The organism is Cognatilysobacter segetis (assembly GCF_004359965.1).
GTDB lineage: Bacteria > Pseudomonadota > Gammaproteobacteria > Xanthomonadales > Xanthomonadaceae > Cognatilysobacter > Cognatilysobacter segetis.
In genome coordinates, this window is sequence record NZ_SMRQ01000071.1 from 1 (window position 1) to 14,569 (window position 14,569).

The following is a 14,569-nucleotide window of genomic DNA, read 5'->3' on the forward strand; positions in this document are numbered from 1 at the left end:
CGCCTCGCGCTCGAGGAACTGCTCGCGCACCACCTGAGCCTGCGCGGGCAGCGACGCGCGCATCGTGCGCATGTCGCGCCGGCGCTGGTCGACACGCGTCTGGCGATGCGACTGCGCGACGCGCTGCCTTTCCGCCTCACCGGTGCGCAGTCGCGCGTGTTCGCCGAACTCGCCGCGGACCTTTCGCAGCCCGTGCCCATGCTGCGACTGGTGCAGGGCGATGTCGGATCGGGCAAGACGGTCGTCGCCGCGATGGCCGCGCTGCTGGCGGTGGCTCAGGGCCAGCAGGCGGCGCTGATGGCGCCCACCGAGCTGCTCGCCGAGCAGCACCTCGTCAACCTGCGCGGCTGGCTGGAGCCGATGGGTGTGCGTGTCGCGTGGCTCGCCGGCAAGGTCACCGGGAAGGCGCGCGCGGCAGTGCTCGCCGACGTCGCCTCGGGCGCGGCACAGGTCGTCGTCGGCACGCATGCACTGATGCAGGAGGGCGTGGTCTTCCACGACCTCGCGCTCGCGATCGTCGACGAGCAGCACCGCTTCGGCGTGCACCAGCGCCTCGCGCTGGTCGACAAGGGCCCGCGCGGCCGTGGCACCGTGCCGCACCAGCTGGTCATGACCGCCACGCCGATCCCGCGCACGCTGGCGATGGCCGCCTACGCCGATCTCGATGTGTCGACCATCGACGAGCTGCCGCCAGGGCGCACGCCCGTCACCACGGTCGTGCTCGCCGCCGATCGCCGCCCGGAGCTCGTCGAGCGCATCCGCCTGGCGTGCGCGGAAGGGCGGCAGGCGTACTGGGTCTGCACGCTGATCGACGAGAGCGACGAGGTGGTCGCGCGTGCCGCGCAGACCGCATTCGACGAGCTGACCGCGCAGCTGCCCGAGCTGCGCCTGGGGCTCGTGCACGGCCGCATGCGGCCGGCCGAGAAGCAGGCCGCGATGCTTGCGTTCAAGAACGGCGGGACCGATCTGCTCGTTGCGACAACGGTGATCGAAGTCGGCGTCGACGTGCCGAACGCGTCGCTGATGATCATCGAGAACGCCGAGCGCCTGGGCCTGTCGCAGTTGCACCAGCTGCGTGGACGGGTGGGGCGGGGCAGCGCGGTGTCGAACTGCGTGCTGCTCTACCAGCCGCCGCTGTCCCAGATGGCGCGCGAACGGCTGTCCACGATGCGCGAGACGAACGATGGTTTCGTCATTGCCGAGCGCGACCTGGAGCTACGAGGCCCCGGCGAGTTGCTCGGCACCCGCCAGACCGGCCTTGCCGAATTCCGCGTCGCCGATCTCACGCGCGACGCCGACCTGCTGCCGCGCGTGCAGTCGCTGGGCGAGCGCGTCGCCGAACGCGCGCCGGAACTGGCCGGGCGCATCGTCGCGCGCTGGGTCGGCGGCGCGGTGCGCTACGCCTCGGCGTGACCTCGCGGCCCAGTTCTGCATAATCGATCGATGAACGATCGCATCCCGCTCCTCATCGATACCGATCCCGGCGTGGACGACGCCCTGGCGCTGCTGATGGCCTTCGACGATCCGCGCCACGACGTGGTCGGCCTGACGATCGCTGCCGGCAACGTCGGGCTCGAGCACACCGTCGCCAATGCGCTGAAGCTCTGCGAGGTCGCGGGCGTCGACGTGCCCGTGTTCGCCGGCTGCGCATCGCCGCTGCTGCATCCCGCGCGCGATGCGGCGTACGTGCACGGCCGCGACGGCTTCGGCGACATCGGCTACGCGAAGGCCGCGAAGCAGGCCGAGGCGGAGCACGCCGCGCTCGCCATCCTGCGCCTGTCGCATGAGTACGCGGGCCGGCTCCTGCTGGTGGCGCTCGGTCCGCTCACCAACGTCGCGCTGGCGCTGAAGCTCGACCCCGCGTTGCCGTCGCGTATCGCGCGGCTCGTGGTGATGGGCGGCGCGGTGACCGGCCACGGCAACATCACGCCGGCCGCCGAGTTCAACGTCTACTTCGATCCCGAGGCGGCGCGCATCGTCCTCGAAGGCTTCCCGCACATCGACCTTGCCGACTGGGAAGCGACCATGGCGCACGGCTTCTCGCACGATGGGTTCGAGCGCTGGCTCCAGGCCGATTCGCCGAAGGCCCGCTTCTACGAGGCAATCTCGAAGAAGACCCGCGAGTGGTCGAGCGATCGTCGCGGCGACCACTGGCATTCGGCCGATGCGCTGGCGATGGCCTTCGCGCTCGATCCCGAGGGCGCCGCCGAGACGCTGGAGCGACCGGTCGCCGTGGAACTGGACGGCCGGCACAGCCGCGGCGCGACGGTCGTGGACTGGCGCCGCGAGGGCGGGGCGGCCGACAACTGCCGCATCCTCATGCGCTACGACCAGGCGCGGTTCGAGGCCCGGATGCGGGCGGCGCTGGGCGCGTGAAGCGTTCGGACCGGGCGTCCCTCACGCGGCTTGCACGGCGCCCGGGCGGTCCGTATACTGCCGGGCTCCCCGAATACTGATTGGTGAATGCCATGAAGACCGGCATCCATCCGGACTACCGCGACGTCGTGTTCCAGGACGTCACCACGGATTTCTCGTTCCTCACGCGTTCGACCCTTGGCAGCAAGGAAACGATCAAGTGGGAAGACGGTAACGAGTACCCGCTGGTGAAGGTCGACATCTCGTCGGCGTCCCACCCGTTCTACACGGGCAAGAACAAGATCATCGACACCGGTGGTCGCGTCGACAAGTTCCGCCAGCGCTACGCCAAGAAGTAATTCCGGCTCCGGCCGGCCGCTTCCCAGGCTTCGAACGACGGCTGCCCCCGAGGCGGCCGTCGTCGTTTGCGTTGTCGCGGAGTGCACGCAGTGCTGAATTGGACGGATACAGGCGCGCTCCCCGGCGGGGCGGGGCGGCAGGATCACCGGAACGGTCCATTGGACTTTCGTCGAACCTGCCGACGCAGGCGTATGTGCGATAATCCGCGGCTTGCAAACGACCCAAGAAACTTCTCCTCCAGCCGCGGCGACGCCGCCGCATGCCCCCCAGGAGCGCTCCGTGTCCGATACGAAATCCGGCCTGCAGCAGGTCACCCTGACCGCCGGCGATGCCAACGTGACCCTGCCCGTGCAGCACCCGACCCTCGGCGCGCCGTGCATCGACATCGCCAAGCTGCCGAAGGAAACCGGCTGCTTCACCTACGATCCGGGCTTCACCGCCACGGCGAGCTGCAAGTCGGCGATCACCTACATCGACGGTGACGCGGGCGTCCTGCTCTATCGCGGCTATCCGATCGAGCAGCTGGCCGAGAAGTCGAGCTTCCTGGAGGTCGCCTACCTGCTGATGAACGGCGAACTGCCGAACAAGCAGGAGTTCGACTCGTTCGAGCACGAGGTCACGCATCACACGATGATGCACGAGGCCTTCCGCACGTTCCTCTACGGTTTCCGCCACGACGCGCATCCAATGGCGATGCTGGTCGGCATGCTCGGCTCGATGGCGAGCTTCTACCACAACGAGCTCGACCTCGAGGATCCGGCGCAGCGCCGCCTCGCCGCGATCCGCCTGATCGCGAAGGTCCCGACCATCGCCGCCGCCTGCCATCGCTATTCGATCGGCTGGCCGATGCGCTATCCGAAGAATTCGCTGGACTACACGACGCGCTTCCTCCACATGATGAAGGAAGTGCCGGCCGAGCCGCTGGAGCTCAGCCCGGTCGCCGCCAAGGCGCTGGACCTGCTCTTCATCCTGCACGCCGACCACGAGCAGAACGCGTCGACGTCGACGGTGCGCCTGATCGGTTCCACCGGTGCGAACCCGTACGCGTGCATCGCGGGCGGCGTGGCCGCGCTGTGGGGTCCGGCGCACGGTGGCGCGAACGAGGCGGTGCTCAAGATGCTCGCCGAGATCGGCCGCCCCGAGAACGTGGGCAGCGCGGTCGAGAAGGCGAAGGACAAGAATTCCGGCTTCCGGCTGATGGGCTTCGGCCACCGCGTCTACAAGAATTACGATCCGCGCGCGGCGCTGGTGCGCAAGATGACGCACGACGTGCTCGGCCAGCTGGGCGTCAACGACCCGCTGCTCGAGGTCGCGATGAAGCTCGAGGAGGCCGCGCTGAAGGACGAATACTTCGTCGCGCGCAAGCTCTACCCGAACGTCGATTTCTACAGCGGCATCATCTACAAGGCGTTGGGCATCCCGGTCGAGATGTTCACGGTCATGTTCGCGATCGCGCGCACCGCGGGCTGGGTCAGCCACTGGCTGGAGCAGCAGGAGGATCCGGAGAACAAGATCGGTCGTCCGCGACAGATCTACACCGGCGCCACGCAGCGCGATTACGTGGATGCCAGCCGCCGCTGAGCGGCATCGACATTCCGATGTGAAGCGAAGCCGCGGTCCGTCCGCGGCTTCGTCGTTTCGGGCGTCAGCCGAGCCCGCGCTCGAAGCCTTCGATCTCCGCGTCGGCGACGATCTGCCGCAGCTGCGTGTGGCTCGCGCGTCGCATCGGCTTCTCGTCGACGGGCGAGAGCGGCGCCTGCCGCAGCACGTCGTGCGGCAGCACGGTGACGTCGAACGGCAGGTCGTCGGCGCTGAAGATCCACACCGGCGCGTCGATGTCGCGATGCCGGTCGAGCCGCAGTCGGCGACTGCGCGCCTGCGCCGGGATGTCGTGTTCGACAAAGAAGCGATGGATCGCCTCGGCGTCGTCGACATGCAGGTGCAGCATCACCGGCGAGCGCGCATCGGCGGTGCCCTCGAGCACCGGGCCTACAAGCCGCGGCTCGAACGCACGGAAGAACCGCAGTGCCTCGAGGGCCGCTTCGCGCCGCCGCTGCAGCTCGCCCGCGCTGTCGCGTCCGAACAGGCGCTGGTACTGGCGCAGCGCCGCCTCGATTTCCGCATTGCGGGGCAACGACGCATCGTCGTGGATGCCCAGCCGCTCGGCGGCCTTCAACTTGGCCTGGTGGTAGTCCGCGATCCCGCTTTCGGACATCAGCCGCGCGGCCTCGCTCGCGAGGCGCTCGCGGCGCTCGCGGAGGCGGGACTGGGCATGCAGGTGGGCGTGCTGACGGGCAGGGCGCATGGCGGGGCTCCGTGGCAGGCGAGGCGGGTGTCCGCCACCGGCGAGCGCCGGTGCCTGCACGCTAGCACGGCCCTGTCGACGCACGGTGTCGTGCGTCGCAACCCGTTCAGAAGATGTCGTAGGACTCTTCGCTGCCCTGCTGCGGATCGTTCGACGACGACGGGCCGTAGTCGATGTCGTTCTGCATGCGCTCCAGATCCTCGGCCTTCACCCACTCGGTGATGCCGCCGGTGCCGCCCGGGATCAGGCGTCCGCCCGCGCCGACCGTGACCTTGACCATGCCGTCCGGCGGATCGTTCGGCTGGATCGGCTGGTCCTTGAGCGCGACGCGCATGTAGTCGATCCAGATCGGCAGCGCGGCCTTGCCGCCGTATTCGCGGTAACCGAGCGACTTGAAGTCGTCGCGACCGACCCAGACGGTGGTGATGTACGGTCCGCCGAAGCCGGAGAACCAGGCGTCGCGGTGGTCGTTCGTCGAGCCCGTCTTGCCGCCGACGTCCTCGCGGCCGAGCACCTTGGCGGCGGTGCCGGTGCCGCGCTGTACGACGTCGCGCAGGATCGAGACGATCTGGTAGCCGATCCGCTCGTCGATCGCGCGGGGCGCCAGCGTCATGCCGGTCATGTCGGGCTTCTTCTTCGCGGTGGCCACGGCCTTCTCGCCCGGCTTGCCCGGAGCTTCCGAGGGCGCGGCGGACGCGGCGGGCGAGGGGCCGAGATCGAAGCCGTCGACCACCGTGGATGCCGTGTTGCTGGCGGTGCCGGCGGCGTTGGCGACGACCGCGCAGCCGTGGCAGCCGACGACCGGCTTCTCCTTGAAGATCACCGCGCCGTTGCGGTCCTTCACCGTATCGATGAACCAGGGCGTGACGCGGTAGCCGCCGTTGTAGAAGACGGCGTAGCCGCGCGCCACCGACAGCGGCGTGAGCGACGCGGTGCCCAGCGACATCGAGAGGTTCGGCGGCAACGACTTTTCGTCGAAGCCGAAATTGCTGATGAACTTGCGCGCGTAGTCGACGCCGATCGCGTCGAGCAGGCGCACGGACACGAGGTTGCGCGACTGCACCATCGCCTCGCGCAGGCGCATGGGCCCGGCGAAGTTGCCGGTGTCGTTCTGCGGCCGCCACAGGTGGCCCACGCGATCGCGGAACACGACCGGCGCGTCGAGCACGATCGACGCCGGATTGAACCCGCGCTCGAACGCCGCCGAATACACGAACGGCTTGAAGCTCGAACCGGGCTGGCGCTTGGCCTGCGTGGCACGGTTGAACTTGTTGCCGGCGAAGCTGTAGCCACCGGTGAGTGCCCGCAACGCGCCGTTCATGGCGTCGATGGACACCAGCGCCGCCTGCGCGCGGGGGAGCTGGGCGAGGCGGTAGGACGGGGCGGCGGCCGTCGCGTCCTTCTTCTTGTCCGCGGCGGGCACGTCGCGTCGCACGCGCACCAGGTCGCCGCGCTTGAGCGACGCCAGGCTCATGCCTTCCCAGGCATGCTCGCCGTCGAGCGTGATGCTGCGGCCGTCGGCGAGGGCGAGCTCGGCATTGCCGGCGCGCGCGGACAGGACCAGCGCGGGCAGCAGTGCGCCCTGCGCGGGAATCGTCGCGAGGCGCTTCGCGGCCGCCGCCACGTCGGCATCATCGGCCAGGTCGAGGTGGCGCTCGGCCCCGCGCCAGCCGTGGCGGCGATCGTAGGTGTGCAGGCCGTCGCGCACGGCCGTTTCGGCGGCGGCCTGCAGCGCCGGGTCGATGGTGGTGGTGACGTGGTAGCCCTTGGTCAGCGCCTCCGGACCGTACCGCGTGATCATTTCCTGCCGCACCATTTCGGCCACGTAGGGCGCGTACACCTCGACCGGGCGCTCGTGCGGCGTGGCGTGCATCGGCACCGACTTGGCGGCGTCGGCCTCGGCGCGCCCCACGAACTTCAGCTCGGCCATGCGGTCGAGGATGTAGTCGCGGCGCAGCTTGGCGCGTTCGGGATTGCTGATCGGGTTCGCGCTGGACGGGAACTTGGGAATGCCGGCCAGCGAGGCCATCTCGTCCAGCGACAGCTGGGCGAGGGGCTTGCCGTAGTAGTACTCGGACGCGGCGGCGATGCCGTAGGCGCGATTGCCGAAGAAGCTGACGTTGAGATAGAGCTCGAAGATCTCGTCCTTGCTCAGCTCGCGCTCCATGCGCATGGCCAGCAGCATCTCCGCGAGCTTGCGCGTGTAGCTGTATTCGTTGCTGAGGAAGAACTGGCGCGCCACCTGCTGTGTGATCGTCGAGCCGCCGGGAACGCGCTTGTCGCGAGTGGTCGCCAGCAGCCACACGGCGCGCGCGACACCCTTGAAATCGACGCCGTGGTGCTCGTAGAAGCGCGAGTCCTCGATGGCGATGAACGCCTTCTTCTGCAGCTCCGGCACCTTCTCGATGTCGATCGGATACCGGCGGGTCTCGCCGAACAGCGCCATCAGGCGGCCGTCCTTCGCGTAGACGTACATCGGCTCCTGCAGCTGCACGTCCCTCAGCGTCTCCACGTCGGGCAGCTTGGGCGCGATCACCGCGTACAGCGCACCGGCACCGATCAGGCCGAGGACGATCAGGCCGGCGGTCGCGAACAGCGCCCAGCGGAGGAGGCGGCGGAAACGGGGCATCGGCGAAATGTCACGTAAAGAATTCGTAAGGAGTATAGAGGACGGCCTCCGCCGCTTCGCATCGACGGGCGTCGGGAAACCGGCATCGGGCTGCCCGGACGGATCAGACGGGGCGTGACGGATTTTTGTCGGTGCCCATCACGAAACGTGAGGTCACTGTTGCCACAGGGTGAAAAGTCCGTTATCTAGGCAGTGCCGCAAGAAGCGCACCTAAACGCCTGTGGCAGGGGAGATTCGAAGTGGGCGTGATCACGAAGAGCCAGCCGGCGTTGGTCGGCGTGGATATCAGCTCGACCGCCGTCAAGCTCTTGCAGCTGTCGCGGTCCGGTAACCGTTACCGGGTCGAGCACTACGCGGTGGAACCGCTGCCGCCCAATGCCGTGGTGGAAAAGAACATCGTCGAGGTCGAGGCGGTGGGCGAGGCCATCCGGCGCGCGGTGTCCCGGTCGGGCACGCGGGCCCGCAACGCGTCCGCCGCGGTCGCCGGCTCGGCGGTGATCACCAAGGTGATCCCGATGCCGTCGGACCTCGACGGCGACGAACTCGAAGCGCAGGTCGAGCTCGAGGCGGCGAACTACGTGCCGTACCCCATCGACGAAGTGAACCTCGACTTCGAGGTCCTCGGCCCGATGCCCAACACGCCCGACACCGTGCAGGTGCTGCTGGCGGCTTCGCGCTCGGAGAACGTCGAGATCCGCGCCTCGGCGCTGGAGCTGGGCGGGCTCACCGCGAGGGTCATGGACGTCGAGAGCTTCGCGATCGAGAACGCCTTCGCGCTGCTCTCCGAGCAGCTCAAGACGCCGCGTGACGGCCTCGTCGCGCTGGTCGACTCGGGTGCGACGATGACGACGCTGTACGTGCTCCGCAACGGGCGCACGATCTATTCCCGCGAGCAGGTCTTCGGCGGCAAGCAGCTCACCGACGAAGTCATGCGCCGCTACGGCCTGTCCTACGAGGAAGCCGGCCAGGCCAAGCGCCAGGGCGGGCTGCCCGAGGGCTACCAGACCGAGGTGCTGGAGCCGTTCAAGGAGGCGATGGTCCAGCAGATCAGCCGCCTGCTGCAGTTCTTCTACGCCGGCAGCGAATTCAACCGCGTCGACCAGCTGGTCATCGCCGGCGGCGGCGCGTCGATCACCGGCATCGACCGGATGCTCGAGGACCAGCTCGGCGTGCCGACGCTCGTCGCCAACCCGCTCGCGAACATGACGCTGGGGCCGCGCGTGCAGCCGCACGCCCTCGCGCAGGACGCGCCCTCGCTCATGATCGCCTGCGGGCTCGCGCTGAGGAGCTTCGACTGATGGCACGCATCAACCTCCTCCCGTGGCGCGCCGAGCGCCGCAAGCAGCGCCAGAAGGAATTCGGCGTGATGCTGGGCGCGACCGCGATCGGCGCGCTGGTCATCGCGATGGGCATCAACATGTTCTACGGCGCGCAGATCGACGGCCAGACCGAGCGCAACGCGTACCTGGAGCAGCAGATCGCGGACGTCGACAAGCAGATCACCGAGATCGCCGAGCTCAACAAGACCAAGTCCCGGCTGCTCGCGCGCAAGGAAGTGATCGAGAAGCTGCAGGCCAGCCGCTCGCAGATGGTCCACCTGTTCGATTCGCTGGTGCGCACGATTCCCGACGGCGTCGTGCTCACGTCCATCAAGCAGGACGACCAGGCGCTGACGCTCGAGGGCCGCTCGCAGTCGAACGCGCGCGTGTCCACCTATATGCGCAACCTCGAAGGTTCGGGCTGGATGACCGACCCGCAGCTGTCGATCATCGAGGCCAAGGGCGAGGACAAGGGGCTGCCGTACGAGTTCAGGCTGCTGGTGAAGCTGGCCGACCCGAACGCGCCGCGCGATACGGACGGCGACGGCGTGCCCGACAGCGCGCCGGTAACCGCGACCGCCGCACCGGCATCCGCCACTCCGGCCGCTGCCGGCGCGCCTGCGACGCCGGAGGCGGCGCCTGCCGCGCCTGCGCCGCAGCCGACCGCCACCAACCCCGCGACCACCACGCCGGGAGGTCAGTCGTGAGCCGCAAGATCGACATCAAGAGCCTCGACTTCAACAACATGGGCTCGTGGCCGCGCGAGGCCAAGGCCATGTTCTGCGGCCTGATGGCCCTGCTGATCATCGCGCTGTTCTGGTTCCTCTTCATCGGCGACAAGCGCGACCAGCTCGCGTCGCTCGAAGCGAAGGAAGTTGAGCTTCGCAAGTCGTTCGACGACAAGCAGGGCCAGGCGGCGAACTTGGGTGCGCTGAAGCAGCAGCTCGTGCAGATGGAGCAGCAGCTCCAGCAGATGCTGCGGCAGCTGCCCAGCAAGAACGAAATGCCCGACCTGATCGTCGACATCTCGCAGACCGCGCTGGCGACGGGCATCACCAACGAGCTGTTCCAGCCGGGCGACGAGCAGCCGAAGGACTTCTACGCCGAGAAGCCGATCTCGCTGCGCATGGTGGGCACGTACCACCAGTTCGGCGCATTCATGAGCGGCGTCGCCTCGCTGCCGCGCGTGGTCATCATGACCATGCACGACATCTCGCTGAAGCCCAAGAACGCGACCCCCGGCACTGCCGGCGCCAACGACGGGCTGCTCGAGTTGTCCGGCACGGTCAAGACGTACCGCTACCTCGACGAAGAGGAAGTGGCGAAGCAGGCGGCTCCGGCCGCGAACGGGCAGAAGCCCGCCAACGCCGCGCCGGCCCCTGCCGCGGAGGGAGGCTGACATGCGTATCGCGATCATCCGCGCCGTCGCGCTCGCCGCCGCCCTGACCGGCTGCGCCCGCGGCGTGACCAGCACGCCGGGCGATGCGCCCAACCTCGAGAAATGGATCGCCGAGGCACGCGCGCGTCCGGCGCCGCCGCTCGATCCGTTGCCCGTGATGCAGCAGTTCGAAACATTCGAATACGCGGCGCAGGGCCTGCGGGATCCCTTCAGCCGCGCCTTTGCCGACGACGGCAGCGGCAGCGGCCCGCGTCCGGATTCGGCGCGGCGCAAGCAGGCGCTCGAAGCGTTTCCGCTCGACAGCCTCGACATGGTCGGCACGCTCGGCACGGGCGGCGGCCTGACGGCGCTGGTGATGGCACCCGACAAGGTGACCTACCGCGTTCGACCGGGGGACTACGTGGGTCAGTCCGACGGCCGCGTGACCGCGGTTCGCGAAGACCATATCGAGCTGGTGGAACTGGTGCCCGACGGGGCGGGTGGCTGGCTGGAACGGCCGGCCACGCTGGCACTCGACGACAACAAGTGATGCTGAGGGGATGAGGATCATGATTTCTAAAACTGCCCAATCCGCAAGGAAGGCCCGTCCCCAGGTTGGGGTGGGGCTCGCGGGTGTCGCCCTCGGCCTGCTCGCCGCCCTCGGAAGCGTCCATGCCGCGCCGCCGGTGTCGAGCGCCCCGGTCGCGCCCGCACCGAGCCTCGATCCGGCCAAGCAGCTGCCGGGCGCCGTCAGCGTCGCCGACATCGATTTCAAGCGCGGCGACGACGGCGCCGGACGCCTGGTCGTGCACTTCAGCGGCGACGGCGCGATGCCGGACCTGCGGAAGGTCGGCTCGAGCGTGATCGTGGACATCGGCAACGCCCAGCTGCCCGACAACCTGCGCAAGACGCTGGACGTGAGCGATTTCGCCACGCCGGTCACGCGCGTCGATCCCCGGATGAGTGGTGCCGGCACGCAGCTGGTGCTCGATACCACCGGTTCGTTCGACTCGATGGCCTACCAGACGGGTCGCGACTACATCGTCGAGATCACGCCGAAATCCGCGGCATCGACGCGCGCGGTCGGCGGTACGGCCGCCATCAAGACCGCCGCGGCGCAGGTGATCGCGAGCAGCGCCGCAGCCCGCTACGCGGGTAAGCCGGTCACGTTCAACTTCCAGGACGTGCCGGTGCGCACCGTGCTGCAGCTGATCGCCGAGGAATCCGGCCTCAACATCGTCGCGTCCGACACCGTGCAGGGCAACGTGACCCTGCGCCTGGTCAACGTGCCGTGGGACCAGGCGCTGGACATCGTCCTGCAGGCCAAGGGGCTCGACAAGCGCCGCAGCGGCAACGTGGTGTGGATCGCGCCGCAGTCGGAAATCGCGAAGTACGAGCAGGACCGCGAAGACGCGCGCATCGCGCTCGACAACCGCACGGATCTGGTCACCGAATACATCCAGATCAACTACCACAACGCCGACGCCATCTATAAGGCGCTGACCGAGGCCAAGGGCATCGGCGGTTCGAACAGCGGCAACGGCGGCGGTGGCGCGGGCGCGGGCAGCTCGATGACCAACGACACCGGCTTCCTGTCGCCGCGCGGCCGACTGGTCGCCGATGAGCGCACCAACACGCTCATGATCAGCGACATTCCGAAGAAGGTCGCCGCGATGAAGGAGCTGATCCGCGTGATCGACCGTCCGGTCGACCAGGTGGTGATCGAGGCCCGCGTCGTGATCGCCACGGATACCTTCTCGCGCGAGCTGGGTGCCAAGTTCGGCATCAGCGGCGCAGAGGGCGGGCGTGGGGATGCCACGTCGGTGGGCTTCGGTGGCAGCGCCGAGAACGCGGGTGCGAATGCATCGGCGCGCCGCGAGGCGATCATCTCGGGCCAGCGCGCCACGTACACCCGCTCGCTCATGACGAACCTGCCGGTGTCGAACCCCGCCGGTGCGGTCGGCCTGTCGATCCTCAACGCGGGCTTCTCGCTGGACGCCGAGCTGTCGGCGCTGCAGACCGAAGGCCGCGGCGAGGTGATTTCCAATCCGCGTGTGGTCACCAGCAACCAGCGCGAAGCGGTCATCACGCAGGGCAAGGAAGTCGGCTACGTGACCCTGCAGGCTGCAGCGCCGGGTGCGACGCCGCAGCCGACCGTCGCGTTCAAGGACGTCGTGCTGCAGATGCGCGTCACCCCAACCATCACCAACGACGGCCGCGTGTTCCTGAACATGGCGGTGAAGAAGGACGAGGTCGAGGGCTTCATCGACACCGGCGTCGGCCAGGTGCCGGAAATCAGCAAGCGCGAGGTCAATACCGCGGTGCTGGTCGAGGACGGCCAGACGGTGGTGATCGGCGGCGTCTACGAGTTCAGCAACACCAGCGACGTGACGAAGGTGCCGTTCCTGGCCGACATCCCGTTCCTGGGCAACCTGTTCAAGAAGCGCGGCAAGACGAAGGACAAGGCCGAGCTGCTGATCTTCGTGACGCCGAAGGTGTTGCACGTGGCGCAGCGCTGATCCGCCGCAATCGCATGATCGACGGGGCCCTTCGGGGCCCCGTTCGTTTTCCGGCGCCCGTGTGAAGGCGTCGTCGGAACTCCCGCGGCGCCTGCCGGTCAGAATGCACCCATGAATGCGCAGGAACGCTCGATGGAACCGGCCCCCGATGCCGCACGACTGCACCGGCTCTTCAGCGGGCTGCGGGACTCCCTGCAGGCCGAGATCGTCGGGCAGGCCACCCTGGTCGAGCGGCTGCTCGTCGCGCTGCTGGCGGACGGCCATCTGCTGGTCGAAGGCGCGCCCGGCCTCGCCAAGACCACCGCGATCCGGGCACTCGCGTCGCGCCTGCACGCCGACTTCGCCCGGGTGCAGTTCACGCCGGACCTGCTGCCCGCCGACCTGACCGGCACGGAGGTCTGGCGTCCGCAGGACGGTCGCTTCGAGTTCCAGCCCGGCCCGATCTTCCATCACCTCCTGCTGGCCGACGAGATCAACCGAGCGCCGGCCAAGGTGCAGTCCGCGCTGCTGGAGGCGATGGGCGAGCGGCAGGTGACCGTGGGGCGCGCAACCTATCCGCTGCCGGCGCTGTTCCTCGTCATGGCGACGCAGAACCCGATCGAGCAGGAAGGCACGTTTCCGCTGCCCGAGGCGCAGCTGGATCGCTTCCTCATGCACGTGCGCATCGGCTATCCCGACGCGGAGGTCGAGTCGGAGATCCTGCGCCTGGCGCGCGATCGCGCGCGCAGCATGCTTGAGACGGGCGTGGAGGCACCGGTCGCGCCGATCGAGCGCATGTCCATCGAGGACGTGTTCGCCGCCCGCCGCCACGTGCTGTCGCTGCACGTGGCGCCCGCGGTGGAGCGCTATCTCGTCGAGCTGGTGCTCGCCTCGCGCGACGCGCAGCGCTACGACGCGGCGCTCGGTCGACGCATCGCCTGGGGCGCGAGCCCGCGCGGATCGATCGCGCTGGAGCGGTGCGCGCGTGCGCATGCATGGCTGGCCGGCCGGGACTACGTGACCCCCGACGACGTGCGCAGCGTGGCCGCGGACGTGCTGCGCCACCGCGTGCTGCCCAGCTTCGAAGCCACCGCCGAGGGCTGGGACGGCGGCCGCCTCGTCGCCGAGCTGCTGTCGCGGGTGCCGCTGCCGTAAGGCCGATGGCGATGGCAGGCGGACGCGAACATCCCGACGCTCCCGGCGTGGTGCCGTCGGTGGCCGAGCTGGTGGCGCTGCGCGCCGTCGCGTCGAGCCCGCGCCACCTGAGGCGCGTGCGCAATGCGAACGCCGGCCTCGCCGCGTCGCCGATGCGCGGGCGCGGCATGGAGTACGCCGAATCGCGCGAATACACCGTCGGCGACGATGCGCGTCATGTCGACTGGCGCCTCACTGCCCGCACCGGCCGCGCGCATACGAAAGTTTTCCACGCCGAGCGCGAGCGCCTGACGCTGCTCGTTGCCGATACGAATGCCGCGCTGTATTTCGGCACGCGTGTGCGCTTCAAATCCGTGCAGGCCGCCCGCGCGGGCGCGGCGATCGCGTGGCGCGCGGTGGGCGAGGGCGACCGCGTCGCCATCATGCGGGCCGCGCCGCGCGAGGCGCCGGTACCACCGGCCGGCGGGCCGCGCGGCGCGCTCCGCGTGATCGACGCGCTCGCGCGCTGGTATGCGCAACCGCCCGACGACGACCAGGGCCTCGCCTTTGCACTGGAACGTGCGCAGCGCC

General features: G+C 69.1%; 13 protein-coding genes. 11 read left to right on the forward strand and 2 right to left on the reverse strand.

The features are described from left to right. The 4 genes from recG to E4F61_RS12785 form a co-directional block, all read left to right on the forward strand. Positions 1–1,413 (forward strand): ATP-dependent DNA helicase RecG (gene recG, locus E4F61_RS12770; protein ID WP_133480020.1); only part of this gene is annotated, 1,413 nt, incomplete at its 5' end. Positions 1,414–1,443: 30 nt separating this feature from the next. Next, a complete protein-coding gene (locus E4F61_RS12775) occupies positions 1,444–2,376 on the forward strand; it encodes a nucleoside hydrolase (protein WP_133480021.1) in 933 nt (310 codons plus the stop codon). Between the two features lie 92 nt (positions 2,377–2,468). Beyond that, on the forward strand, positions 2,469–2,714 hold the full coding sequence (locus E4F61_RS12780; RefSeq protein ID WP_133480022.1) for a type B 50S ribosomal protein L31: 246 nt from the start codon (positions 2,469–2,471) through the stop codon (positions 2,712–2,714). A gap of 280 nt (positions 2,715–2,994) precedes the next feature. Further along, positions 2,995–4,296: a citrate synthase gene (locus E4F61_RS12785; RefSeq protein ID WP_133480023.1), complete on the forward strand. Its 1,302-nt coding sequence runs from the start codon at positions 2,995–2,997 to the stop codon at positions 4,294–4,296. Between the two features lie 64 nt (positions 4,297–4,360). Here E4F61_RS12785 and E4F61_RS12790 read toward each other — a convergent pair whose 3' ends face one another. Both E4F61_RS12790 and E4F61_RS12795 read right to left on the reverse strand, forming a co-directional pair. After that, on the reverse strand, positions 4,361–5,020 hold the full coding sequence (locus tag E4F61_RS12790) for a hypothetical protein (RefSeq protein WP_133480024.1): 660 nt from the start codon (positions 5,018–5,020) through the stop codon (positions 4,361–4,363). Positions 5,021–5,126: 106 nt separating this feature from the next. Continuing rightward, a complete protein-coding gene (locus E4F61_RS12795; RefSeq protein WP_133480025.1) occupies positions 5,127–7,649 on the reverse strand; it encodes a penicillin-binding protein 1A in 2,523 nt (840 codons plus the stop codon). 239 nt (positions 7,650–7,888) lie between these two features. Between E4F61_RS12795 and E4F61_RS12800 the strand changes: the two genes are divergently transcribed. The 7 genes from E4F61_RS12800 to E4F61_RS12830 all read left to right on the forward strand — a co-directional run. Continuing rightward, positions 7,889–8,947 (forward strand): pilus assembly protein PilM, encoded by a 1,059-nt coding sequence (locus E4F61_RS12800; protein WP_133480026.1) that lies wholly within the window; start codon positions 7,889–7,891, stop codon positions 8,945–8,947. After that, positions 8,947–9,675: a PilN domain-containing protein gene (locus tag E4F61_RS12805; protein WP_133480027.1), complete on the forward strand. Its 729-nt coding sequence runs from the start codon at positions 8,947–8,949 to the stop codon at positions 9,673–9,675. Before E4F61_RS12800 ends, E4F61_RS12805 begins: the two co-directional genes overlap by 1 nt. Then, the gene (locus E4F61_RS12810) at positions 9,672–10,367 is read left to right on the forward strand and encodes a type IV pilus inner membrane component PilO (RefSeq protein ID WP_133480028.1); all 696 of its coding nucleotides are present in this window, start codon (positions 9,672–9,674) and stop codon (positions 10,365–10,367) included. The genes E4F61_RS12805 and E4F61_RS12810 overlap by 4 nt, the downstream gene beginning before the upstream one ends. A gap of 1 nt (position 10,368) precedes the next feature. Continuing rightward, complete coding sequence (locus E4F61_RS12815) at positions 10,369–10,896, forward strand: pilus assembly protein PilP (RefSeq protein ID WP_133480029.1); 528 nt, start codon at positions 10,369–10,371, stop codon at positions 10,894–10,896. A gap of 19 nt (positions 10,897–10,915) precedes the next feature. After that, a complete protein-coding gene (locus E4F61_RS12820) occupies positions 10,916–12,865 on the forward strand; it encodes a type IV pilus secretin PilQ (RefSeq protein ID WP_133480030.1) in 1,950 nt (649 codons plus the stop codon). Between the two features lie 111 nt (positions 12,866–12,976). Then, positions 12,977–13,999, forward strand: coding sequence for an AAA family ATPase (locus E4F61_RS12825; RefSeq protein WP_133480031.1), 1,023 nt, complete (start codon positions 12,977–12,979; stop codon positions 13,997–13,999). 5 nt (positions 14,000–14,004) lie between these two features. Further along, positions 14,005–14,569, forward strand: a 565-nt coding sequence (locus E4F61_RS12830) for a DUF58 domain-containing protein (protein WP_133480032.1), incomplete at its 3' end; no start/stop codon positions are given.